Source organism: Pseudomonas sp. RT6P73 (genome assembly GCF_054897715.1).
Window position 1 is genome coordinate 1,211,450 of sequence record NZ_JBUBUV010000002.1, and the last position, 23,824, is coordinate 1,235,273.

Consider the following 23,824-nt stretch of genomic DNA (forward strand, 5'->3'; position numbering starts at 1 on the left):
TAGAGAATGTGAGTCAATTTTTCCAGATTCATCCGGAAAACCCGCAAGCGCGCCTGATCAAACAGGCTGTCGAGATCATCCGCAAAGGCGGGGTGGTGATTTATCCCACAGACTCGTCCTACGCCATTGGTTGCCAGATCGGCGACAAGGTTGCCGTGGAGCGCGTACGCCGTTTGCGCGGACTGGATGACAAGCATAACTTCGCCCTGATTTGCAGCGACCTGTCGCAACTGGGGCTGTTCGCCAAGATCGACACCGGCACCTTCCGCCTGCTCAAAGCGCACCTGCCGGGGCCTTACACCTTCATTCTCAATGCCACCCGCGAAGTCCCGCGGCTGTTGTTGCACCCGAAAAAACGCACCATCGGCCTGCGGGTGCCGAGCCATCCAATTGCCCTGGCGCTGCTGGAGGAACTCGGCGAGCCGCTGATGAGCGTGACCCTGATCATGCCCGGCGAAACCGACCCGATGAGCGATCCTTACGAAATGCGCCAGTTGCTTGAGCATCAGGTCGACCTGATCATCGACGGCGGTTTCGGCGGGATCAAGGCGTCCACCGTGATCAACCTCGCCGACGGCGAACCGGAAGTGATCCGCGTTGGTTGCGGCGATCCTGCGCCGTTCATGGCCGAGGCGTAGATGTCTGCAGTAGAACCCGTTGTCGACAGTCAGGCCGGAGCCCAGCAAGAGCTGCCCTTCGCCATGGTCTATGGCCAGGCGGTCATGGAAATGCCGCTGGACCTGTACATCCCGCCGGATGCGCTCGAGGTGTTCCTCGAAGCCTTCGAAGGGCCCCTCGACCTGCTGCTGTACCTGATCCGCAAACAGAACATCAACATCCTCGACATCCCGGTGGCGGAAATCACCCGCCAGTACATGGGCTATGTCGAGTTGATGCAGTCGGTGCGCCTGGAGCTGGCCGCCGAGTACCTGGTGATGGCGGCGATGCTGGCCGAGATCAAGTCGCGGATGCTGCTGCCGCGCGCCGAAACCATCGAAGACGAAGAAGACGACCCGCGCGCCGAACTGATCCGCCGCTTGCAGGAGTACGAGCGTTTCAAGGCCGCCGCTGAAGGTATCGATGGCCTGAGCCGGGTCGGCCGCGACGTGGTGGTGCCCAAGCTCGACGCCCCGGAAGCCCGGGCGCGCAAGTTGTTGCCGGACGTGCGACTTTCGGAAATATTGCTGTCGATGGCCGAGGTCCTGCGCCGTGGCGACATGTTCGAAAGCCACCAGGTCAGCCGCGAGGCGCTGTCCACCCGCGAACGCATGAGCGATGTGCTGGAACGGCTCAAGGGCGGCGGTTTCGTGCCCTTTGTCGAGCTGTTCACCGCTGAAGAGGGACGTCTGGGGGTGGTGGTGACCTTTATGGCGATCCTCGAACTGGTCAAGGAATCTTTGGTCGAGCTGGTGCAGAATGAGCCGTTCGCGGCGATCCACGTGCGAGCCCGAGCCGAATAACGAGTTGAATCATGAACCTGACTGAACCCCGCGAGCTGGCGCCACTGCTTGAAGCCTTTCTGTTGGCCTCGGGAAAACCGCAATCGCTTGAACGCCTGTTCGAACTCTTCGAAGAGGGCGAGCGGCCGGAACCGCCGGTCTTCAAGAAAGCCCTGACGATTCTCGCCAAGTCCTGCGACGGCCGCGCCTTCGAGCTGAAGGAAGTGGCCTCCGGGTATCGCCTGCAGATCCGCGAAAAGTTCTCGCCGTGGGTAGGCCGTTTGTGGGAAGAACGTCCGCAGCGCTACTCGCGCGCCATGCTCGAAACCATAGCCCTGATCGCCTATCGCCAGCCGATCACCCGGGGCGAGATCGAAGACGTGCGGGGCGTGGCGGTCAACAGTCACATCGTCAAAACCTTGCTGGAGCGCGAGTGGATCCGCATCGTCGGATACCGCGATGTGCCCGGCAAACCGGCGATGTTCGCCACCACCAAAGCGTTTCTCGATCACTTCAACCTGAAAAACCTCGACGATTTGCCACCCCTGGCAGAACTGCGAGAGATGGAGCCTGACCCGGTACTCGACTTCGACGACGCACCGGTGCCGGCCAGTCTGCAAGAACTGGCGGACGCCAGCGCCGAGCCGGAAGAGCCCAAGGAAGAAACCAGTTTCCATACGCTGTTGCTGGAACTGGACACCATGGAGGAGGGGATCAAGACTGACTTTGATGACATTCTGCGCGATAGCGCGGTGGTGGAATCTGAAGAGGTGCTGGATCAGCCGGAGCCCGAGATCGAAGTTGAACTTCAGGTCGAGCCCGAAGCCACAGTCGAAGAAGAGCTGGAAGATGACGTGCTGGGTGTGGCCGAAGCGCGCGAAAAACTCCTGGCCGCCGTCGCCGCGCTCGAACAGCCGAAACCCGAGCCCGAGTTGACCGACGAAGAAGCCGAAGCCCGGGCCCTCGCCGAAGCGATCGAGGCCGAACGCCGCGAATTCGACGACTGATCCAAATCCCGTAGGCAAAGAAGGCCCCCCTGTGGGAGCTAGCCTGCTAGCGATGAGGGAGTGTCAGGCAACAATGATGTCGACTGAAACTCCCTCATCGCTAGCAGGCTAGCTCCCACAGGGGTTTTGTGTTGGCTGGAGTATTTGATGAGTTCTACCAAAGACCCCTGCATCAGCGTCTGCAAGTTCACCGACGACATCTGCCTCGGCTGCGGGCGCAGCAAGCGCGAGATCAAGGCCTGGAAGAAACTCGACAAGACCGACAAGCGCACCGTCCTGGCTGAAGCCTCGCTACGGTTGATCAAACTCGGCGGCGCCGTTCGGCGCAAAAGCAAATAAGCAGGCAATCATCAGCTAGTCTCTGATGCGCAAACGCTCCCATGAGCGTATGATTCGCGACCCTTCGGCGATCCCTACGCCAAGTGACTAGATTTACATCGCTTCAGGACGCTCAATTCAGGGCCGCCTGAACAGACCACACCGGGAGGTGCCCAGATGAGTATCAACGACCAGAAAGACGACCAGGAAATCGGCCCAGCAGGCGAAAAACTGCAGAAAGTCCTCGCCCGTATTGGCGTCGGCTCGCGCCGTGACGTAGAAGCCTGGATCAGCCACGGCCGCATCAAGGTCAATGGCAAAGACGCCACCCTCGGGCAGCGCGTCGACATGCACGACGCCATCACCATTGATGGCAAGGTGATCAAGCGCGAAGAAGCCGCCGAGTCGGTACGCCGCGTGATCATGTACAACAAGCCGGACGGCGAAATCTGCACCCGCCTTGATCCGGAAGGCCGTCCGACCGTGTTCGACAAGATGCCACGCCCGAAAGAAGGTCGCTGGATCAACATCGGTCGTCTGGACATCAACACCACTGGATTGCTGATGTTCACCACCGACGGTGAGCTGGCCAACCGCCTGATGCACCCGTCCTACGAGATGGACCGTGAATACGCGGTACGTGTGCGTGGTGAAGTCGATGACGAAATGATCGAGCGTCTGAAAGCAGGCGTCGTCCTCGAAGACGGCCCGGCCAAGTTCACCGACATCAAGCAGGCTCCAGGTGGCGAAGGTTTTAACCACTGGTATCACTGCGTGGTGATGGAAGGTCGCAACCGCGAAGTTCGTCGTCTGTGGGAATCCCAGGGCCTGGTGGTCAGCCGTCTGAAGCGCGTGCGTTTCGGTCCGGTGTTCCTCAACTCCGACTTGCCGATGGGGCGCTGGCGCGAAATGAGCCAGTACGAAGTCGACATTCTGAGTGCTGAAGTCGGCCTGACGCCTGTGGCCATGCCGCAGATGAACGCCAAGAGCAAAGACAAGCTCGACCGCATGCAGCGTAAATCGTCGCGTCCAATGGGCAAGACCGAGCGCGTGCGTTCGTTGCGTCCAGCCATCGGCAACCAGACCGCGGCTACTCCACGTGATACTCGTGAACCGCATATCGAAGGCGAGCGCCCAGCCCGCAAACCAGCAGCGCCACGCGCTGATGGCGAGCGCGGTCCACGCACGCCACGTCCGGCCAACGGTCGCACCGAGCGTGGCGAAGGCCGTGGTGCTCCGTCCGGCGGTCGTAGCGATCGCGGTGCTCCAGCCGGTCGTGGCGAGTCTCGTGGTGAGTCGGGTCGCGGTACGCCAGTGGCAGACCGTCCTTCCGACACCAAGCGCCCAGCCAAGGCTCCGGCGAAGAAGCGTCCAGGCATCGTGCTGGTCGACAAGGACGCGCCATCGGGCAAACGTCGCGGTGCGCCAGCCGGTTCGGGCCAGCGTCCGGGCTTTGGTCGTCGCAAGCCTGAGTAAGCGGTAAGCGCCCCATAAAAAACGCCAACCTTCGGGTTGGCGTTTTTTTTTGGTCTGCCTTTGGCTCTGTGGTGATTGTTCGGACGCCTTCGCGGGCAAGCCTCGCTCCTACAAGGGCGCCGCCGTACCTGTAGGAGCGAGGCTTGCCCGCGAAGGCGTCGGCTGCATCACCACAGAACCCAGAGCTAAAACACAAACCGCCCATCAAACACCGGCTCATCATCCAGCGCCAACACGCCACTGGAGAAGATCAAGTCCAGATGATGGCTGCCCTTGGCCCCACCACCCAACCCCAAATGCAGCCCGCAATGGCGCTCCTCGAACCCGGCATTGCGCGCATACAAACTCTTCACGCCTTCGTTGGTGCCAATCCCCAACTCCTCAATGCGCCGATTCGACGGATTGGCCTCCAGGTACTTGTTGAAGTCATGTTCCAGCCCCGGCACATCTGTGGCGATCTTGCGGATGGTCGAGTTCTCGATCCACAACTCCAGCGGTGACTCCAGCACTCCGTACTTGCGGGCAAATGGAATGGTGCTGAGGAAAGTCCCCATGAACTTCACCTGGCCGTTTATCGCTTCGCTGTGCGTCGCAATTTCACCGGGCGCCAAATCAAAGTTGCCGACACCGTTGATGTCGGTCCACTTCTTGATGCTATGCATCGGCGTTTCGAACCACGAGCCGTGATCATCTTTGAAACTTAACGTTGTCGCGTGGGACATGCGCTGGATCAAGTGGCTGTTCAGCCCAGCAATCCGCTGCGGGGTAACACTGAAAGTGTCGTAGAAGTAATCGCCGTAATCCTTGAACAGCAGCGACTTCTTCCAGTTCTCGGCCATCACGCCTTGCAGCGCGCGGACAAACTCCGGGCCGTCGGGGCGAGGATTGGGCAGGGTGGAAGAGTCGTAGAAGAAAATGTACAGATCGCTGTCGGCAATTGCCTGGGCCAGCCTTTCGGTGGGTTCGAGGTCCAGGCGCATGGCGCTGAAACGGAAGGGCTGGTTGTCACCGGCCTGTTCGGCGATGGCGCCGGTCAGTGCCTCGTAATCAGCGGTGTGGCCGAGCAAAACCTTCGCCGGATTGATGCCGGCAAGGGCAGGGTGGTGTTCGAGGTAGTAAAGGAAATGCGAAATGGCGCGTTGCTTATCCATGTAGTCCTCCCTGACAAACCGAGAAAAGTGGCAGGCACAACCGGCCGGATCATGCCTGCCGGGGTGTCTTACAACGGCCACATCGCCGTGCCGAACGGAACGACCGCATCGGCTTGCATCATTTCAACGGCGGCTTCATGGGTCGGTGCTTCAAACCAATCGTCCAGTTGCAGTTCAGTTTCCAAGTCTTTTTCAAGTGCTTGCATTGTGAATCTCCTAGATGACTTTTTCGGTAAGTGCGGCGGCGCGTTTTTCAGTCATTGAATAACCCGCCAACTTGCCGGTCGATGCGTCTCGGCAAGTCGCTGCAAACCTAGTCCAGAGGTTTTTAAATTGCAAAAAGATAATCAAATTAGATTTATTTGAACTTTTTATTCTGTTTTTTAACGAGGCTTTTATCGATAAAAAACAAAAAACTAACTCGACCTTTTCCTTAGGAAGCTTCCTACCGTCAATTTGCAGTCGTCCTACGGATTGATCTGATTTGGAAAATATGCGTTACAGCTTGTAAAGAAAAGCTGACGGAATAGCGCCTGAAAGCCCTTGGATTGACGCTTGCGGAAGGGGTGTAAGGAAAACCTGCCGCAAACATGCCATTCACTGACCCTGCAGCGCTCTGGCCCGCTTGTTTCAGCGGCGCTGGAAGGGTGAGATGCGCCCCATGCCTGTCGTGCAGGTGCATAACAAGAAGGAGGCGCAATGTACGCCGTGACTCATCTCCACTTCTCCCCAAGGGGCGATTTTTCCGTCGTCCTTATCGAAGACCCGCAAAGGTCTGACCCTATTTTTGCAGCCGCCCGAGACCCTCGGGGCGGACACAGGCAATCCCGGCAAACGACGCGCTGATCCAGCGGTGTCTGGCAGCAGGGGGTTACAGGTGTACAATGCGCCGCGTTTTAACTGTGACCTCCTGCGCATCTGCGCAAACCTCAAGGCTATCCGCCTTGTTCACTCCGCCGCGCCACAAGCGTGTCGGGTTCGATTTCGTCACAGATAAAAACAAACAGGTGACGCATGACCGTTGTAAAAACGCTGAACTCCTTTTGCCTTCTCTGGGGTTTGATCGGCGCTGCTTGAAATCGCAACCGAGCAGCTACGTCTAACGAACATCATCAAACCTTGCGTGAGACCCTTTTCATGAGTGGACAAACCTCGCATTCAGGCGAGCTGAAACGCGGCCTGAAAAATCGCCATATTCAACTGATCGCCCTCGGTGGCGCGATCGGTACCGGGCTGTTCCTGGGCTCGGCCGGCGTGCTGAAATCAGCCGGCCCGTCGATGATCCTCGGCTATGCCATCTGCGGCTTCATTGCTTTCATGATCATGCGCCAGCTCGGCGAAATGATTGTCGAAGAGCCGGTTGCCGGTTCCTTCAGCCACTTCGCCCACAAATACTGGGGCGGTTTCGCCGGCTTCCTGTCGGGCTGGAACTGCTGGATTCTGTACATCCTGGTGGGCATGTCGGAGCTGACCGCGGTCGGCAAATACATCCACTACTGGGCGCCGGACATTCCGACCTGGGTCTCGGCCGCCGGTTTCTTCGTCTTGATCAACCTGATCAACCTGGCCAACGTCAAAGTCTTTGGCGAAGCCGAGTTCTGGTTCGCGATCATCAAGGTTGTGGCGATCGTCGGCATGATCGCGCTCGGCAGTTACCTGCTGGTCAGCGGCCATGGCGGCCCGCAAGCCTCGGTGACCAACCTGTGGGCCCACGGCGGCTTCTTCCCGAACGGTGTCAGCGGTCTGGTGATGGCCATGGCGATCATCATGTTCTCCTTCGGCGGCCTGGAGATGCTCGGTTTCACCGCAGCAGAAGCCGACAAACCGAAAACCGTGATCCCGAAAGCCATCAACCAGGTGATCTACCGGATCCTGATTTTCTACATCGGTGCACTGGTCATTCTGCTGTCGCTGACGCCGTGGGACAGCCTGTTGGCGACCCTGAACGCGTCGGGTGATTCCTACAGCGGCAGCCCGTTCGTGCAAGTGTTCTCGATGCTTGGCAGCAACACCGCCGCGCACATCCTCAACTTCGTGGTCCTGACCGCGGCGCTGTCGGTATACAACAGCGGCACCTACTGCAACAGCCGCATGCTGCTGGGCATGGCCGAGCAGGGCGACGCGCCGAAAGCTCTGGCGAAAATCGACAAGCGCGGCGTGCCGGTGCGCTCGATCCTCGCGTCGGCGGCGGTGACGTTGATCGCAGTGTTGCTGAACTACCTCGTCCCGCAGAACGCGCTGGAGTTGTTGATGTCGCTGGTGGTTGCCACCCTGGTGATCAACTGGGCGATGATCAGCTTCTCGCACTTCAAGTTCCGTCAGCACATGGACAAGACCAGGCAAACGCCGCTGTTCAAGGCCCTGTGGTACCCGTACGGGAACTACATCTGCCTGGCGTTCGTGGTGTTCATCCTCGGCGTGATGCTGTTGATCCCGGGCATCCAGATCTCGGTGTATGCGATTCCGGTGTGGGTTGCGTTCATGTGGGTTTGCTACGGCATCAAAAACAAGCGCAGTGCTCAGCATGCGTTGCAGGCGGCAAACGCGAAATAAGCGCAGCACGCAGAAACAACAAACCCGGCCAATGTGCCGGGTTTTTTTGTGAGCAACGCAAAACCTGTAGGAGCGAGCGATGCGGCGATCCGACTTGCCCGCGAAGCAGACGCCTCGGTTCATCAGGCAAACCGCGTTATCGTTCTTCGCGGGCAAGCCTCGCTCCTACAGGGTATTCTGGCGGTCCTGATATCGGACGCTTTTCCATGCTGGTGATTTCCAACAATGTGCATCTGCCGGATGCCGAGATCGAGTTGACGGCCATTCGCGCACAAGGCGCTGGTGGGCAGAACGTCAATAAGGTCTCCAGCGCCGTGCACTTGCGCTTCGACATTCCGGCCTCGTCCTTGCCCGAGTTCTACAAGGAGCGGCTGCTGGCGCTGCGGGACAGTCGCATCACCAGCGAAGGGGTGTTGATCATCAAGGCCCAGCAATACCGCACGCAGGAAGCCAATCGCGCCGATGCGCTGGAGCGGCTGACCGAGTTGATTCTCAGCGCCACCAAGGTCGAGAAAAAACGTCGCCCGACCAAGCCGACCCTCGGCTCTAAGAAGCGTCGGCTGGAGTCCAAGACCAAGCGCGGCAGCATCAAGGCCGGACGCGGCAAGATCGATTTCTAGCGCGTGTATCGTTCTTCACGATGCTTTGGCGCCTGCCGGTACAGATAAACACTAAGCGCCAAACCGCTCAACGCGGCAATCGCGGCAAACAGAAAGATCGAAGCGAAACCAAACCCGGCGGCAATCGCACCGGCCACTGGCCCGGTGATCCCCAGCGACAAATCGATGAACAATGAATAAGCCCCGACTGCCGCACCGCGACTGGAGGCGGGCACCAGGTTGACCGCTTCCACGCCCAACGCCGGGAACACCAGCGAGAAGCCGAAACCGCTCAATGCTGCACCAGCCAATGCCCAGTGAGCATCCGGCGCCAGCCACAGCAGCAATAAACCCAGGGTTTCCACCGACAGGCAAACAATCGCCACACGAAAACCGCCGAGGCGGTTGATCAGGTTGCCGAACAGCAGCCGCGCGCCGATGAAGCTGGCGCCGAACAGGCTCAGGCACAGCACCGCGTTGTCCCAATGTTGCGTGGCGTAATACAGCGTGATGAAGGTGGCGATGGTGCCGAATCCGATCGAGCCCAAGGCCAGGCCGCAACCATGGGGCAGCACCCGTCCCAGCACGTGCATGAACGGCAGCCGTTCACCGACCACAATCGGCGCGGCGGTTTTCGGCCAGGCCAGCGCCAGGCCGAGGAAGGCCAGCAGCACGATGCTCACGCCCATGCTCCACAAGCCCAATTGACTGACCAGCAGCACGCCCAACGGCGCGCCGACTGCCAGTGCGCCATAGCTGGCGATGCCGTTCCAGGAGATGACTTTGGCGGTGTTCGCGGCGCCGACCCGGCCGATGCCCCAGCCGATCGAGCCCGAGCCGACCAGGCTTTCCGCGCTGCCGAGCACCAGGCGGCCGATCAACAGGCTGATCAGGCTCAGCATCGGCAGGCTCTGGGTCCAGGCCGAAATCAGCATGAACACGCCACTCAAACCGCAGCCGGCGAGGCCGTACATGACGGCGAGTTTGCTGCCCTTGTTGTCGATGATTTTCCCGGCGTATGGCCGGCTGAGCAGGGTGGCCAGGTATTGCACGCTGATCACCAGCCCGGCGACCACGGCGCCGAAGCCGAGGTCGCTGTGGACGTAGCCGGGCAATACGGCGAGGGGAATGCCGATGTTCAGGTAGCCGATGAAGGTAAAGAGAACGATGGAAACGACTTGCAGCGTGACCGCCAGGGGGCGCTGGTTTTCAGACATGGGTAAAGGTCCACGGGAAAGCAGGATAGATAGGCTGCTTATGATAGCGGCGCGAGCGGCCGCGGGGCGTGGAAAAGTAAAACTATTTGCCGGGCGGGGTTATTCGGGTTTTGCCGGGGCAACCAATTGCGTCGTGACCAGGGCGGCCAAAGCGTTTTCTTCGCTGCCGAAACGGGCGAGCAACGCGGCTTGTTTCTCGGGGGACAGGCGATTCCAGATCTCGATCATCTTCTCGGCGGTGCCGATCAGGACGCTGGCTTGGGTCTCGCTGAATTCATCGGTCATGGTGTGGAGCTCGGGGTTCAGGCGGTGTGGAAAGCGCATGTTAGCGCTTTCCACACGGTCTGGCATTGCAGGTGTTTCAGTCTTCGCTGTCGGCCTGGCGGCGTTCAGTGGCTTCTTTCGGCTCGGGCTGTTGGGCACCGGCTTGTTGCGGGGTTGTCTGCTCAGTTTCGTGCAGGCTTGGGAAGGGGAGATTAGGGATCTCGTGCATGTTTCGCGCTCCTCGCAAAGTCTGTTGATAGATCTGGTAGATCCGCGCTTTTAAAAAGCTTGGGCAGGATACAGCAGGAGAAATGACAAAAAGACTTTTATATCCATTTGTTTCGACGGATGGAGTTGTCTAGACAGGTCAGTGTGGGCGACACAAAACAATGTGGGAGTGAGCCTTTGTGGCGAGGTGGTTTACCCCCGTTGGGTCGCGAAGCGGCCCCAGAAATGGGACTGCGGCGCAGTCCAACGGGGGTAAACCCCCTCGCCACAAAGGCTCACTCCCACAGGGGATGTGTAGGGTTTGAGGTTATTTGCAGACTTCGGCAATCGCCTCGGCCAGCAGATCCAGACGTGTCGCGTCGATCCCGGCCACGTTCGCCCGGCCGGTGCCCACCATGTAAACGCTATGGTGATCGCGCAGCTGTTTAACCTGATCCGGCGACAACCCGGTGTAAGAAAACATCCCGCGTTGCACACCAATATGCGCAAAGCGTTCACGCAAACCATGCGGTTGAAGTGCTTCCACCAGGCCGCTGCGCAGTTGGGCAATGCGCAAACGCATGGCCTCCACCTCGTCGGCCCAGAGGCTTTTCAGCTCTGGATCGCCAAGGATCGTCGCCACCACGGCAGCGCCGTGATCCGGTGGCGTCGACCACAGGTTGCGGGCGATGTTGGCCAGTTGGCTGCGGATATCCACCAGCTTCTCAGCGGTTTTCGCACAAACAATCAGTGCGCCGGTGCGATCACGGTACAGGCCGAAGTTCTTCGAGCAGGAGCTGGTGATCAGCACTTCTGGCAACTCGGCAGCGAACAGCCGTGTCGACCACGCATCCTGTTCCAGGCCATCGCCGAAACCCTGGTAGGCGAAGTCGATCAGCGGCACCAGATCGCGACTGCGCACCACGTCCAGCACGCGGCGCCAGTCGTCATGGGACAGATCGAAACCGGTCGGGTTGTGACAGCAGGCGTGCAGCAACACCACATCGCCCTTCGGCGCATCCTTGAGGACTGCCAGCATGGCTTCGACGTCGAGGCGGTTGTCGCTGCCGACGTATGGGTAATGACTGACCTTGACCCCGGCGGCCGCGAAGATGGTTTCGTGGATCGGCCAGGTCGGGTTGCTCAGCCACACGCCACGACCCGGCAGGCACTGGGCGATGAAATCCGCACTCAGGCGCAGCGCGCCGGTGCCGCCCGGCGTCTGGGTAGCGCCGGCCCGTTGTTCGGCGATCAGCGGGGAATCGGCGCCAAGCACCAGCTCATTGATCGCCTTGCCAAATGCCGGTTCGCCGTGACCACCGATGTAGGTCTTGGTGGTCTGGCGATCCACCAGGCGCTGCTCGGCGAGCTTCACGGACTGGGGAATCGGTGTCAGGCCCTGGGCATCTTTATAGACGCCCACGCCAAGGTCGAATTTGCGCGGGTTAGGGTCCTGCGCATAGGCCTCCATCAGGCCGAGAATCGGGTCGCCGGGAACTCGACCTATGGCGTCGAAATGCATTATTTGCGGCCCTCAGCGTCCTTGGCCACGTCGTCAGTGCGTGCGGCCATGATGAAATCGTTGCGGTGCAGGCCCTTGATGGAGTGGCTCCACCAGGTCACGGTGACTTTGCCCCATTCGGTCAGCAGGCCCGGGTGGTGACCTTCGGCCTCGGAGATTTCACCGACCGCGTTGGTGAACGCCAGAGCGTGTTTGAAATTCTTGAACAGAAAGACTTTTTCCAGCTGCATCACGCTGTCGCGCACTTCGATGTTCCAGTCCGGGATCTGCTTGATCAATACCGGCAGTTCTTCGTCGCTGACCTGGGGAGCGCCGGCCTGGCAGGCTTCGCAATGGGCTTGGTTCAATGTGGACATGATGAGTTCCTGAAATCTAATTATTGGAAATCGGCCGTCAGTTCCCCCACGCTAAACCAAAGCGTCGGTTTCTGACAGGCTCACTTGATTCTAAAAGCTGCGGATCACGCGGCTTTTTTGGGCGGAAATTTAGGCGCGTGCAAACCCAGCTGCATACCTTGTTTGACCATGCTCATGATGTCTTCATGAGCCACATCAAACAGACGCTTGAGGTTCGGCAGGACAAAGTACAGCGGTTGCAGGATGTCAATGCGGTACGGCGTGCGCATGCATTCCAGCGGATCGAACGGCTGATGCTCAGGTTCGTCCGACAGGCAGTAAACGGTTTCTTTCGGCGAAGAGAGAATGCCGCCGCCGTAAATGCGCAAGCCTTCTGGCGTATCGACCAGGCCAAACTCGATGGTCATCCAGTACAGACGCGCCAGGTACACGCGTTCTTCCTTGGTGGCCTGTAGGCCGAGTTTGCCGTAGGTGTGGGTAAATTCGGCGAACCAGGGGTTGGTCAGCAGCGGGCAGTGGCCAAAGATCTCGTGGAAAATGTCCGGCTCTTGCAGGTAATCCAGCTCTTCGCGGGTACGAATAAACGTCGCCACCGGAAACTGCTTGTTGGCCAGCAATTCGAAAAAGGTCTGGAAGGGGATCAGCGCCGGGACGCGGGCAACTTGCCAGCCGGTGGTTTCACCGAGGACTTTGTTGATCTCGCCCAGTTGCGGAATGCGGTCGTGGGGCAGACCGAGTTTTTCGATACCGTCCAGGTATTCCTGGCACGCACGCCCCTCGATCACTTTCAGTTGGCGAGTAATCAGCGTGTTCCACACCGCGTGTTCTTCAGCGGGGTAGTCGATAAAACCTTGCGCATCGGGCTCGCGAGCCACGTATTGCGTCTGCTTCATGCTGCTCTCCTGCTAGGGGAATTCGTTCTTGTTATGTGCTGCTATGGACTTAGAAATACTCCAAGGCGTGCGGTGATGCAGCAGGTGAGCGCAAGAATGTGTAGGAGAATTCGTCGTTTTTCGTAAAGTATTCGTTACGGTTTGGCGCCTATCGCGCAGCTATTGAGATTTGCGGGTTTGAAACGGCGCACAGGTGTCACATAATCTTGACGACTATCTGCGTGCCTCGGCAAATAAATAGGGCCGAGACACCGCACATACCCCTGTGGGAGCGAGCTTGCTCCGGGCGGCGTTCCGACGATAGCGGTGGGTCAGGAAAATTAATGTCGCCTGACACTCCCTCATCGCGAGCAGGCTCGCTCCCACAGGGGGTATCTCAGGCATTAAACCCATTCACCGCTTTTCAGGCCTTTTATATGCGTATCAAAGTCCACTGCCAGAACCGCATCGGCATTCTGCGCGACATTCTCAACTTGCTGGTCGAGTACGGGATCAACGTTGCTCGCGGCGAGGTCGGCGGTGAGCATGGCAACGCGATCTACCTGCATTGCCCGAACCTGATCAACATTCAGTTCCAGGCATTGCGTCCGAAATTCGAGTCGATTGCCGGGGTGTTTGGCGTCAAGCGTGTAGGGCTGATGCCCAGCGAGCGTCGGCACATGGAGCTCAATGCTTTGCTCGGCGCATTGGAGTTTCCGGTGCTGTCGATCGACATGGGCGGCTCCATCGTCGCGGCCAACCGTGCGGCAGCGCAGTTGTTGGGCGTGCGGGTGGATGAGGTGCCGGGGATTCCGTTGTCGCGGTATGCCGAGGATTTCGACTTGCCGGAACTGGTGCGCGCCAACAAGTCGCGGATCAATGGTTTGCGGGTCAAGGTCAAGGGCGACGTGTTTCTCGCCGACATCGCGCCGCTGCAATCAGAGCATGACGACAGCGAAGCCATGGCGGGCGCGGTGTTGACGTTGCACCGTGCTGATCGGGTGGGCGAGCGCATTTATAACGTGCGCAAGCAGGAACTGCGCGGGTTCGACAGCATCTTCCAAAGCTCCAAGGTCATGGCGGCTGTAGTGCGCGAAGCCCGACGCATGGCGCCGCTGGATGCGCCGCTCTTGATAGAAGGCGAAACCGGCACCGGTAAAGAGTTGTTGGCGCGTGCCTGTCACTTGGCGAGCCCTCGCGGTCAATCACCGTTGATGGCACTCAACTGCGCCGGTTTGCCGGAATCGATGGCCGAGACCGAGTTGTTCGGCTACGGCCCCGGAGCCTTCGAGGGCGCGCGGGCCGAAGGCAAGCTCGGGCTGCTGGAACTGACGGCGGGCGGTACGCTGTTTCTCGATGGCGTCGGGGAAATGAGCCCGCGCTTGCAGGTGAAATTGCTGCGCTTCCTACAGGACGGTTGCTTCCGCCGTGTAGGCAGTGATGAAGAGGTTTATCTGGATGTGCGGGTGATCTGCGCGACGCAAGTGGACTTGTCCGAATTGTGCGCGCGCGGTGAGTTTCGCCAGGATTTGTATCACCGCTTGAACGTGCTGTCGCTGCACATCCCACCCCTGCGTGAATGCCTCGACGGTTTGACGCCATTGGTAGAACACTTCCTCGATCAGGCCAGTCGGCAGATCGGTTGCCCGCTGCCGAAGCTGGCGCCGGCGGCGATGGAGCGGCTGAGTCATTACCACTGGCCGGGCAATGTCCGGCAGTTGGAGAACGTGTTGTTCCAGGCGGTTTCCCTGTGCGAGGGCGGGACCGTGAAGGCCGAGCACATTCGCTTGCCGGATTACGGCGTGCGTCAGCCGCTTGGCGATTTCTCCCTCGAGGGTGGTCTGGATGCGATCGTCGGGCGCTTTGAGAAAGCGGTGCTGGAGCGGCTGTATTCCGAGCATCCGAGCAGTCGGCAGCTGGGCAAGCGCCTGGGGGTTTCCCATACGACCATTGCCAATAAATTGCGTGAGTACGAAGTCGGTAAAGACCCCGGCAACACCTAGATCCCTGTAACGCATAGATCCCTGTAGCAGCTGTCGAGCACCGCGAGGCAGCGTTCGGCGGCGAAGCCGTCGCAAACCCGGCATGCAAGGTTTTCCTGATACACCGCACTGGATGGTTTTACGACGACTTCGCCGCCGAACGCTGCCTCGCGGTGCTCGACAGCTGCTACAAGGGTTTCGTTGAGCCCAAGAGGTCGACACTTGCCGTTAGCGGCATAACACCGCCGGTTTTTCGTCTCCGATACATTTCCCCAATCCCCGTAAAACCCCTCAAGTCCTTTGTTTGCCGGGCCTCGCGCCGTCAAAAGAAAGTTGGTCTGCAAATTGCTTATCGCTCAGCAGTACAGCGGTGGGCGGCAAACGTCCGGCATGCAGAGGAAAGAGTGTGGATAAGTACCTTTATGTGGCAATGACCGGCGCCAGCCAGAATGCACTGGCGCAGAAGGCTCATGCCAACAACCTGGCAAACATCTCCACCAACGGTTTTCAGAAGGACCTGGAACAGGCCCGTTCGATGCCGGTGTTTGGTGACAGCTTTCCGGCGCGTGCATTTGCCATGACCGAGCGTCCGGCCACCGACTTCTCTCCAGGTTCGCTGGTTGAAACCGGTCGCGACCTCGACGTCGCAGTGCAAGGCAATGGCTGGATCGCCGTGCAGACCCCCGATGGCGCTGAAAGCTACGTGCGCACCGGCAGCCTGAACGTGGACGCCCTGGGCGTGCTGCGGGCCGGCAACGGTATGCCGGTGATGGGCAATGGCGGGCCGATCGCCGTGCCGCCCGAGCAGCAAATCGAAGTGGGCGAAGACGGCACCATCAGCATCCGTGCGATGGGCGAAGGCCCGCGCGTAATGGCTGAAGTCGACCGCATCAAACTGGTCAACCCTGACCTGAAGAACATGACCAAAGGCCTGGACGGTTCGATCCACACCAAGGACGGCAAGCCGGCGCAAGCCGATGCGGGCGTCAAACTGGTGTCCGGGTTCCTTGAGTCGAGCAACGTCAACGCCGTGGAAGAGATGACCTCGGTGCTGGCCTTGTCGAAGCAGTTCGAGCTGCACATCAAGATGATGAACACCGCCAAAGACGATGACCAGGCCATGGCTCGGGTCTTGCAGATCAGCTAATTATCAGAACGTCGCGCCGTAAAACAGGCGCACGAGGAGAATCGAATGCTTCCGGCTCTATGGGTTGCCAAAACAGGTCTGTCCGCCCAGGACACTAACCTGACGACCATTTCCAACAACCTGGCCAACGTGTCGACCACGGGTTTCAAACGTGACCGCGCCGAGTTCCAGGACTTGCTCTATCAGATCAAACGCCAGCCAGGCGCCCAGTCGACCCAGGACAGCGAACTGCCGTCGGGTCTGCAAGTGGGTACCGGTGTGCGCATCGTCGGCACCCAGAAAAACTTCACTGCCGGCAGCCTGCAAACCACCGAACAGCCACTCGACCTGGCCGTCGACGGTCGCGGTTTCTTCCAGATTCTGCAACCGGACGGAACCACGTCCTACACCCGTGACGGCACGTTCCATCTTGACTCCAACGGTCAGATCGTCAACGCCAGCGGCTTCGCCCTGGAACCGGCCATCGTCATTCCCAACGACGCGCAGACCTTCACGGTCGGTCGCGACGGCACTGTGTCCATCACCGTTCCGGGTAACCCGGCCAACCAGGTGATCGGCAACCTGCAGACCGCCGACTTCATCAACCCGGCCGGTCTGCAAGCCGTGGGTAACAACCTGTTCCTGGAAACCGCAGCCAGCGGCGCGCCGCAAGTCGGTACGCCGGGCCTGAACGGTTTCGGTACCACGCTGCAGAACACCCTGGAAACGTCCAACGTCAGCACCGTTGAAGAGATGGTCAACATGATCACCACTCAGCGTGCCTACGAGATGAACTCCAAGGTGATCTCCACCGCCGACCAGATGCTCTCGTTCGTAACGCAGAATCTGTAATCAGTCTATGAGGCGACCATGAGGTCGCCTGCAACACCGTGAGGTAGGGTCATGAATCGCTTTGTATCTGTTCTGGCACTGAGTGGGGTCGTCGTGCTCGCGGGCTGCGTCGCTCCGCCGCCCAAGCCCAATGACCCTTACTACGCCCCGGTGTTGCCGCGTACGCCGTTGCCGGCTGCCGCCAATAACGGCTCGATCTATCAGGCCGGTTTTGAACAGAACCTGTACAGCGACCGCAAGGCGTTCCGGGTCGGTGACATCATCACCATCACCCTGAACGAGCGCACCCAGGCCAGCAAAAACGCCAACTCGCAAATTGACAAGAACAGCAAGACCGACATCGGCCTGAGTTCGTTTTTCGGCGGTGGCCTGAGCACCAGTGACCCAGTGGGCAGCGGCAGCCTGAGCCTGGATGTCGGTTACGAAGGTGATCGCGCGACCAAGGGCGACAGCAAGTCCGGGCAGAGCAACAGCCTGACCGGCTCGATCACCGTGACCGTCGCTGATGTGTTGCCCAACGGCATCATCGCCGTGCGCGGCGAGAAGTGGCTGACGCTTAACACCGGCGATGAGCTGGTGCGGATTGCCGGCATGGTGCGCTCCGATGACATCGCCACCGACAACACCGTGTCGTCGACCCGCGTCGCCGATGCACGCATCACCTACTCGGGCACCGGTGCGTTTGCCGATGCGAGTCAGCCAGGCTGGTTCGACCGTTTCTTCCTCAGCCCGCTGTTCCCTTTCTAGGTGGCTACGTTGAATCTTAAACACCTGATGGTGGCCGCGCTGATGCTGTCCGCTGCGTTCAACGCGCAAGCCGAGCGGCTGAAGGACATCGCCAGTATTTCCGGCGTGCGTTCCAACCAATTGATCGGCTACGGCCTGGTGGTCGGGCTTAACGGCACCGGCGACCAGACGACGCAAACCCCGTTCACCCTGCAGACCTTCAACAACATGCTCTCGCAGTTCGGCATCAAGGTGCCGCCGGGTTCGGGTAACGTGCAGCTGAAGAACGTCGCCGCCGTGTCGATCAGTGCTGATCTGCCGGCGTTCGCCAAGCCAGGTCAACAGGTCGACATCACTGTTGCTTCGATCGGTAATTCCAAGAGCCTGCGTGGTGGCACCTTGCTGCTAACGCCGCTCAAGGGTATCGACGGCAACGTCTACGCGATCGCCCAGGGCAACCTGGTGGTCGGCGGTTTTGATGCTGAAGGTCGCGACGGTTCGAAGATCACCGTCAACGTTCCGTCGGCCGGTCGTATTCCCGGTGGTGCATCGGTCGAGCGTTCGGTGCCGAGCGGTTTCAACCAGGGCAACAGCCTGACCCTGAACCTCAACCGTTCGGACTTCACCACCGCCAAGCGCATCGTCGACAAGATCAACGACATGCTCGGCCCTGGCGTTGCCCAGGCCATCGACGGCGGTTCGATTCGGGTCAGCGCGCCACTCGATCCAAGCCAGCGCGTCGACTATTTGTCGATCCTCGAGAACCTTGAAGTCGACCCGGGTCAGGCGGTGGCGAAAGTCATCATCAACTCGCGGACCGGCACCATCGTGATCGGCCAGAACGTCAAGGTTTCACCGGCAGCCGTGACTCACGGCAGCCTGACAGTGACCATCACCGAAGACCCGATCGTCAGCCAGCCCGGCCCTCTGTCCAATGGCCAGACTGCCGTCGTGCCACGCTCGCGGGTTAACGCTCAGCAAGAAGCCAAGCCGATGTTCAAGTTCGGCCCGGGCACCACCCTCGACGAAATCGTGCGTGCGGTGAACCAGGTCGGCGCGGCGCCGGGTGACTTGATGGCGATCCTTGAAGCACTGAAACAGGCCGGCGCGTTGCAAGCCGACCTGATCGTGATCTGAGGACGGCGACCATGGATATGCGCAAGGGCGGTCTGGGTGTCAGCAGCAACGATTCGGGTTCCTATTCGGACTTGAATCGCTTGAACCAGCTCAAGGTCGGCGACAAGGACAGTGACGCGAACATGCGCAAGGTTGCGCAGGAATTCGAATCGTTGTTCCTCGGTGAAATGCTCAAGTCCATGCGCTCGGCCACCGAAGCGCTGGGCAAGGACAACCCGCTCAACACCCCGGCGGCCAAGCAATACCAGGAAATGTACGACCAGCAGTTGGCCGTTTCCATGTCCCGCGAAGGCGGCGGTATTGGTCTGGCAGATGTGCTGATGCGCCAGATGTCGAAGAACAAACCGCTGGCGCCGGGCGAGGCTGCGGCCTTGTCCGCCGCCAAGCAGGAAGCGGCGAAAGCCGCGGTGCCGACGCCGATTGCCGCGGGCACCGTGGCCACCGACGGTCCGCTGTCGCGGCTCAATGGTCAGCGTCCGTTGTGGGCGTCGCGTTCGGTAAAAGCGCCGGCAGGCGAGGGTACGCATCGCAATGACATGGAGCTGATCAATCAGCGCCGTCTGGCCTTGCCACCGAAACTGGCCGATCGCTTGCTCGCCGGTCTGGTGCCTTCGGCAACGACCGCCGTAGCGACAACCCCGAACAAAACCCTGCTGCCTGAGCGCGCCGCGACTCCGGTAGTGACCGGTGCCGGGCCGCTGTTCAATGGTGACTGGCTGCCTTCGCCAACCGATAACAAATCCAGCGGACGCCTGCAGGTCTACGGTCGTGCGATGGCGCAGATTCCACTGGCACCGCCGAAGAAAGCCTTCAGCTCCGCCGACGAATTCGTCAACACCATGCTGCCGATGGCCAAGGAAGCCGCCGACCGTATCGGTGTCGATCCGCGTTACCTGGTGGCCCAGGCTGCCCTGGAAACCGGTTGGGGCAAATCGGTCATGCGTGCCCAGGATGGCAGCAGCAGCCACAACCTGTTTGGCATAAAAGCCAGCAGCAACTGGAAGGGTGAATCGGCGCGCGCGATCACCAGCGAATTCAGGAATGGCGAGATGGTCAAGGAGACGGCCGAGTTCCGTTCCTACGACTCGTATAAAGACAGCTTCCATGACCTGGTGACTTTGCTGCAAACCAATAATCGCTATCAAGATGTTCTGAAGTCTGCCGATAACCCAGAACAGTTTGTACGCGAGCTGCAGAAAGCCGGTTATGCAACTGACCCGGCCTACGCAAGCAAGATTTCGCAGATAGCCAAGCAGATGACGAGTTACCAAAACTACGCTGCGGCGGGCGCTTCCACTACGCCTCTATAGGCACAAGGCATAAGGTCTGAACCATGAGTTTGCTCAATATCGGGATGTCGGGTCTGGCCGCTGGCCAATCCTCGTTGATGACTACCGGCAATAACATTGCCAACGCCGACACCGCCGGTTACTCACGCCAGCAAACCGTGCAGAGTACCAAAGCCTCGAATCAGTTCGGCAATGTCTACATCGGCAGTGGCACGACCCTGGCCGATGTACGCCGCGTCTACAACAGCTACCTCGATGCGCAATTGCAGACCACCACCTCGCTCAACAGCGATGCGGCCGCGTACGCCGGGCAGGTCAGCCCGCTCGACGCCTTGCTCTCGGACAGCGGCACCGGCCTCAATGGCGCCCTGACCAAGTTTTTCGCCTCGGTGCAGAACGTCAACGCCAAGCCGGGGGACGACGCGTCGCGTCAACTGCTGCTGAGCGATGCCCAGGCCTTGAGCAACCGTTTCAACTCAGTGTCCAGCCAGTTGACCCAGCAGAACGCGAGCATCAACGGCAACTTGACGAACATGGCCGATCGGGTCAACAAACTCGCCGACACCGTGGCGCAGTTGAACCAGAAGATTTCCGAAGTTTCCAAGTCTGGCGGCATGCCGAACGAGTTGCTCGATGCACGTAACGAAACCGTGCGTCAGCTCTCCACCTTCACCGGTGCGCAGGTCGTCGAGCGCGACGGTAACCTCGATATTTACCTGGGCAGCGGCCAGCCGCTGGTCATTGGCGGCACCGTCAGTAGCCTGTCAGTGGTGCCGAGCCAAAACGATCCTTCGCGTATGGCCATTCAGCTCGATCGCAACGGCAGCACCGTCGACATCACCTCGGTGATGACCGGTGGCGAAATGGGCGGCCTGCTGCGTTATCGCAACACGGTGCTGGACCCGGCCATGAACGAACTGGGCCGCGTGGCCCTGGTTGTCGCTGATCAGATGAACGGCCTCCAGGCCCAGGGTATCGACAAGAACGGTGCGTTCGGCTCGAACCTGTTCAACAGCATCAACAGTGCCGCGCAGATGGCCAACCGCAGTGTTGCCACCGTCGGCAACAGCGCCGGTTCAGGCAACTTCGATGTGACCATCGCGGACAGCGGCAAGCTGACGATCAACGACTACAAGGTCACCTTCACTACCGGCACCGACTACACCGTGCAGCGTCTGCCGGAAGGCACGTCCATGGGCGCTTTCAGCACCCTGACCACGCCGCCGCCGGTGATCGATGGTTTCTCGTTGAAGCTGACCGGCGGCACCGCCGCTGCGGGCGACACGTTCAAGATCACCCCGACCCGCAACGCGGCGGCGAACATCAAGACCGAGATGACCGACAGCAAACGTCTGGCCATCGCTGCGCCCTTGAACGCGGCCATTGTTCCGGGCGGCAGCGGGACCTTGACCATCTCGTCCAGCGGTCAACCGACCCTGACCACGAAGTTTGATATTTACGATGCCGCCACTACCACGGCGATCCAGAATGGCATCAAGAACTCGACGCCGGTCAAAGTGGTTTTCGGTTCGCCATCGGCCGACGGCACTAGCCAGACTTACCAATTGCTGGATGCCAAAGGTGTGCAGATCAGCACCGGCACCATCAAGCCAAACCAGAACAACACCCTGAGCCTGAGCATACCGCTCAAGGATGCCACGGGTGCGCCGATCATGGATCCGGGGCCGCCGGCCGTGCAGCGTACCGCGACCTTCGACATGACCGTGGCCGGTTCGCCGGGCACTGGTAGCGCGATCGACATCAACGTTGCGCAGCCAGGCACGATGGACAACCGCAACGGCACCGCACTGGCCGGCTTGCAGACCAAGCAGGTCGTGGACACCGGGAGCGCCAGCAAAGGCATTTCCCTGACCGACGCCTACGGCAAACTGGTCGAAGGTGTGGGCGCTAAAGCCGCTCAGGGCAAGCTCGACAGCGCCGCAACCGGCGCCATCCTGGCTAACGCCAAAGGTGCTCGTGACTCGCTGTCCGATGTCAACCTCGATGAGGAAACCGGCAACCTGGTCAAATATCAGCAGTACTACACCGCCTCTTCGCAGATCATCAAGGCTGCGCAGGAAATCTTCAGCACACTGATCAACAGTCTTTAAGGAGTCGTAGCCCATGCGCATTTCTACCAGCCAGTTTTACGAGTCCTCTGCCGCGAACTATCAGAAGAACTTCGCCAACGCGGTCAAAAGCACCGAAGAGTCCAGCAGCCTGGTTCGCGTCAACACCGCGGCCGATGATCCGGTCGGTGCCTCGCGCCTGCTGCAATTGGGTCAACAGGCATCGATGCTCGATCAGTACAAGGCCAACACCAACACCCTCAAGGCGACCCTGGGTCAGACCGAGTCGGTGATGACCAGCATCACTAACGTACTGCAGCGCGCCCAGGAGCTGGCGGTCGGTGCCGGCAACGCCGGTTACACCGACGCCGACCGTCAGGCCAACGCTTCGGAGTTGGGACAGATCGAAGAGCAGTTGTTGAGCCTGATGAACAGCCAGGACGAGAACGGCAAGTACATCTTTGCCGGTTCCAAGGGCGATACCGTGCCGTTCACGCGCAACGCCGATGGCACCTACAGCTACAACGGTGATCAGGTGACCCTCGACCTGGCGATCGGTGACACCATGTCGATGGCGACCAACAGCACCGGTTGGGCAGTATTCCAGCAGGCCATCAACACCAGTCGCAGCCAGGTCACCATGACCGCACCGGCGGTGGATGATGGTCGGGTGGTCCTGTCCAATGGTCAGGTGTCATCAAGCGTCACCTACAACAGCAAGTTCCGTGCAGGCGAGCCGTACACCATCGATTTCATCAGCGGCACTCAGTTGAAAATTACCGATTCGGGCGGTAATGACGTGACCGCCGAAGCCAGTCAGGGCGGTGTTTTCAACCCGGCCACCAAAGCGGGGCAGAACGTGTCGTTCCGCGGTGTCGAACTGAACCTGAACATCAATCTGGCGGCCGGCGATACCGCCGCCACCGTGCTGCCGGGCCACAGCTTTACCCTGGCGGCCAAGCCTGACACCTTTACGGCGACCCGTAGTCCGGGCAACCCGACGGCGACTCAAGTCACTGGCAGCAGCATCACCAACCCGGTGGCTTACCACGCCAGTTTCCCGACCGGTGCGGCGGTGATGAAATTCACCAGTGCCACCGCATTCGATTTGTACGCAGCACCGCTGACGGCCGATAGCAAACCGGTGTCTTCGGGTACCGTGGTGGCCGGCGTTGCGACCGCCTCGGGCGTGAGCTTCAACCTGACCGGTACACCGGGGGCAGGCGATCAGTTCAACGTGGCCGTCAACACTCACGAAACCCAGAACATTCTGGACACCGTGAGCCAGCTGAAAACCGCGCTGAATACGCCAACCAATAACAACCCGATCCTGAACCAGAAGCTGCAAGCTTCGCTGGCCTCGGGCCTCGGCAACCTGGCGAGCGGCAGCGATCAGTTGTCCAGTGCGTTGAGTTCGGTGGGTGGTCGCGGTTCAGCCCTGGATACCCAGAGCGAAACCAACCAGAGCCTGGTCCTGGCCAACGCCCAGACGCAGTCGTCGATCCGCGATTCCGATCCGGCCGAAGTGATGACTCGCCTGACGTTGCAAACAACCATGTTGCAAGCGTCGCAACTGGCCTTCAGCAAGATTGCTCAGTTGGGCTTGTTCAACAAGATCTGAGGCTGTGCCTGTCGAGCTGCCAACCGTCTTTTCCTAAGCGG

23 protein-coding genes are annotated in these 23,824 nt (G+C 59.9%); 15 read left to right on the forward strand and 8 right to left on the reverse strand.

What is annotated here, in order from left to right; all coding sequences use genetic code 11:
- Window positions 1-8 precede the first annotated feature (8 nt).
- The 5 genes from ACYZT6_RS05980 to rluB all read left to right on the forward strand — a co-directional run bounded on the left by ACYZT6_RS05980 (window position 9) and on the right by rluB (window position 4,240).
- Window positions 9-638 carry an L-threonylcarbamoyladenylate synthase gene (locus ACYZT6_RS05980; RefSeq protein WP_462026129.1) on the forward strand — a complete coding sequence of 210 codons (630 nt, stop codon included), beginning with the start codon at window positions 9-11 and terminating at the stop codon, window positions 636-638.
- Window positions 639-1,460, forward strand: coding sequence for a segregation and condensation protein A (locus ACYZT6_RS05985; RefSeq protein WP_461957756.1), 822 nt, complete (start codon window positions 639-641; stop codon window positions 1,458-1,460). It abuts the gene before it with no gap.
- An 11-nt stretch (window positions 1,461-1,471) separates the two neighbouring features.
- Window positions 1,472-2,446 (forward strand): SMC-Scp complex subunit ScpB, encoded by a 975-nt coding sequence (gene scpB / locus ACYZT6_RS05990; protein ID WP_462026130.1) that lies wholly within the window; start codon window positions 1,472-1,474, stop codon window positions 2,444-2,446.
- Window positions 2,447-2,593: 147 nt separating this feature from the next.
- Window positions 2,594-2,785: a DUF1289 domain-containing protein gene (locus ACYZT6_RS05995; protein ID WP_461980217.1), complete on the forward strand. Its 192-nt coding sequence runs from the start codon at window positions 2,594-2,596 to the stop codon at window positions 2,783-2,785.
- Between the two features lie 156 nt (window positions 2,786-2,941).
- The gene (gene rluB / locus ACYZT6_RS06000; RefSeq protein ID WP_008156114.1) at window positions 2,942-4,240 is read left to right on the forward strand and encodes a 23S rRNA pseudouridine(2605) synthase RluB; all 1,299 of its coding nucleotides are present in this window, start codon (window positions 2,942-2,944) and stop codon (window positions 4,238-4,240) included.
- A 185-nt stretch (window positions 4,241-4,425) separates the two neighbouring features.
- Here the strand turns inward: rluB and ACYZT6_RS06005 are convergent, their stop codons facing one another.
- Complete coding sequence (locus tag ACYZT6_RS06005; RefSeq protein ID WP_462026131.1) at window positions 4,426-5,391, reverse strand: leucyl aminopeptidase; 966 nt, start codon at window positions 5,389-5,391, stop codon at window positions 4,426-4,428.
- Between the two features lie 68 nt (window positions 5,392-5,459).
- Window positions 5,460-5,597 (reverse strand): hypothetical protein, encoded by a 138-nt coding sequence (locus tag ACYZT6_RS06010; protein ID WP_010461921.1) that lies wholly within the window; start codon window positions 5,595-5,597, stop codon window positions 5,460-5,462.
- Between the two features lie 931 nt (window positions 5,598-6,528).
- Here ACYZT6_RS06010 and ACYZT6_RS06015 point away from each other — a divergent pair.
- Both ACYZT6_RS06015 and arfB read left to right on the forward strand, forming a co-directional pair.
- Window positions 6,529-7,944, forward strand: a complete 1,416-nt coding sequence (locus tag ACYZT6_RS06015; protein WP_462026132.1) for an amino acid permease — start codon at window positions 6,529-6,531, stop codon at window positions 7,942-7,944.
- Window positions 7,945-8,150: 206 nt separating this feature from the next.
- A complete protein-coding gene (gene arfB / locus ACYZT6_RS06020) occupies window positions 8,151-8,564 on the forward strand; it encodes an alternative ribosome rescue aminoacyl-tRNA hydrolase ArfB (protein ID WP_123364512.1) in 414 nt (137 codons plus the stop codon).
- Here arfB and ACYZT6_RS06025 read toward each other — a convergent pair.
- The 6 genes from ACYZT6_RS06025 to phhA all read right to left on the reverse strand — a co-directional run bounded on the left by ACYZT6_RS06025 (window position 8,561) and on the right by phhA (window position 13,002).
- Window positions 8,561-9,760, reverse strand: a complete 1,200-nt coding sequence (locus tag ACYZT6_RS06025; RefSeq protein ID WP_462026133.1) for an MFS transporter — start codon at window positions 9,758-9,760, stop codon at window positions 8,561-8,563. The genes arfB and ACYZT6_RS06025 overlap by 4 nt on opposite strands.
- Before the next feature lie 99 nt (window positions 9,761-9,859).
- Window positions 9,860-10,045 carry a hypothetical protein gene (locus tag ACYZT6_RS06030; RefSeq protein ID WP_462029911.1) on the reverse strand — a complete coding sequence of 62 codons (186 nt, stop codon included), beginning with the start codon at window positions 10,043-10,045 and terminating at the stop codon, window positions 9,860-9,862.
- A gap of 76 nt (window positions 10,046-10,121) precedes the next feature.
- Window positions 10,122-10,253: a hypothetical protein gene (locus ACYZT6_RS06035; RefSeq protein WP_017337149.1), complete on the reverse strand. Its 132-nt coding sequence runs from the start codon at window positions 10,251-10,253 to the stop codon at window positions 10,122-10,124.
- Window positions 10,254-10,559: 306 nt separating this feature from the next.
- Window positions 10,560-11,753 (reverse strand): amino acid aminotransferase, encoded by a 1,194-nt coding sequence (locus ACYZT6_RS06040; protein ID WP_462026134.1) that lies wholly within the window; start codon window positions 11,751-11,753, stop codon window positions 10,560-10,562.
- Window positions 11,753-12,109, reverse strand: coding sequence for a 4a-hydroxytetrahydrobiopterin dehydratase (locus tag ACYZT6_RS06045; protein WP_123509107.1), 357 nt, complete (start codon window positions 12,107-12,109; stop codon window positions 11,753-11,755). The genes ACYZT6_RS06040 and ACYZT6_RS06045 overlap by 1 nt, the downstream gene beginning before the upstream one ends.
- A gap of 104 nt (window positions 12,110-12,213) precedes the next feature.
- Entirely contained in the window at window positions 12,214-13,002 is a 789-nt protein-coding gene (gene phhA, locus ACYZT6_RS06050; RefSeq protein WP_461980223.1) for a phenylalanine 4-monooxygenase, read from the reverse strand.
- A gap of 416 nt (window positions 13,003-13,418) precedes the next feature.
- On the opposite strand from phhA, the gene ACYZT6_RS06055 reads away from it, so the two are divergent.
- The 8 genes from ACYZT6_RS06055 to ACYZT6_RS06090 all read left to right on the forward strand — a co-directional run bounded on the left by ACYZT6_RS06055 (window position 13,419) and on the right by ACYZT6_RS06090 (window position 23,783).
- Window positions 13,419-14,984 (forward strand): sigma-54-dependent transcriptional regulator, encoded by a 1,566-nt coding sequence (locus tag ACYZT6_RS06055; protein ID WP_462026135.1) that lies wholly within the window; start codon window positions 13,419-13,421, stop codon window positions 14,982-14,984.
- A gap of 385 nt (window positions 14,985-15,369) precedes the next feature.
- A complete protein-coding gene (locus tag ACYZT6_RS06060; RefSeq protein ID WP_010457018.1) occupies window positions 15,370-16,110 on the forward strand; it encodes a flagellar basal body rod protein FlgF in 741 nt (246 codons plus the stop codon).
- A 45-nt stretch (window positions 16,111-16,155) separates the two neighbouring features.
- On the forward strand, window positions 16,156-16,941 hold the full coding sequence (flgG, locus tag ACYZT6_RS06065; RefSeq protein WP_027922324.1) for a flagellar basal-body rod protein FlgG: 786 nt from the start codon (window positions 16,156-16,158) through the stop codon (window positions 16,939-16,941).
- 51 nt (window positions 16,942-16,992) lie between these two features.
- Window positions 16,993-17,688 carry a flagellar basal body L-ring protein FlgH gene (gene flgH / locus ACYZT6_RS06070; protein ID WP_403099363.1) on the forward strand — a complete coding sequence of 232 codons (696 nt, stop codon included), beginning with the start codon at window positions 16,993-16,995 and terminating at the stop codon, window positions 17,686-17,688.
- A 27-nt stretch (window positions 17,689-17,715) separates the two neighbouring features.
- Entirely contained in the window at window positions 17,716-18,804 is a 1,089-nt protein-coding gene (locus tag ACYZT6_RS06075) for a flagellar basal body P-ring protein FlgI (protein ID WP_219097715.1), read from the forward strand.
- 11 nt (window positions 18,805-18,815) lie between these two features.
- The gene (gene flgJ / locus ACYZT6_RS06080) at window positions 18,816-20,114 is read left to right on the forward strand and encodes a flagellar assembly peptidoglycan hydrolase FlgJ (RefSeq protein ID WP_462026136.1); all 1,299 of its coding nucleotides are present in this window, start codon (window positions 18,816-18,818) and stop codon (window positions 20,112-20,114) included.
- Window positions 20,115-20,137: 23 nt separating this feature from the next.
- Window positions 20,138-22,204: a flagellar hook-associated protein FlgK gene (gene flgK, locus ACYZT6_RS06085; RefSeq protein WP_462026137.1), complete on the forward strand. Its 2,067-nt coding sequence runs from the start codon at window positions 20,138-20,140 to the stop codon at window positions 22,202-22,204.
- Window positions 22,205-22,217: 13 nt separating this feature from the next.
- Window positions 22,218-23,783, forward strand: coding sequence for a flagellar hook-associated protein 3 (locus tag ACYZT6_RS06090; RefSeq protein WP_462026138.1), 1,566 nt, complete (start codon window positions 22,218-22,220; stop codon window positions 23,781-23,783).
- Window positions 23,784-23,824: the final 41 nt, after the last annotated feature.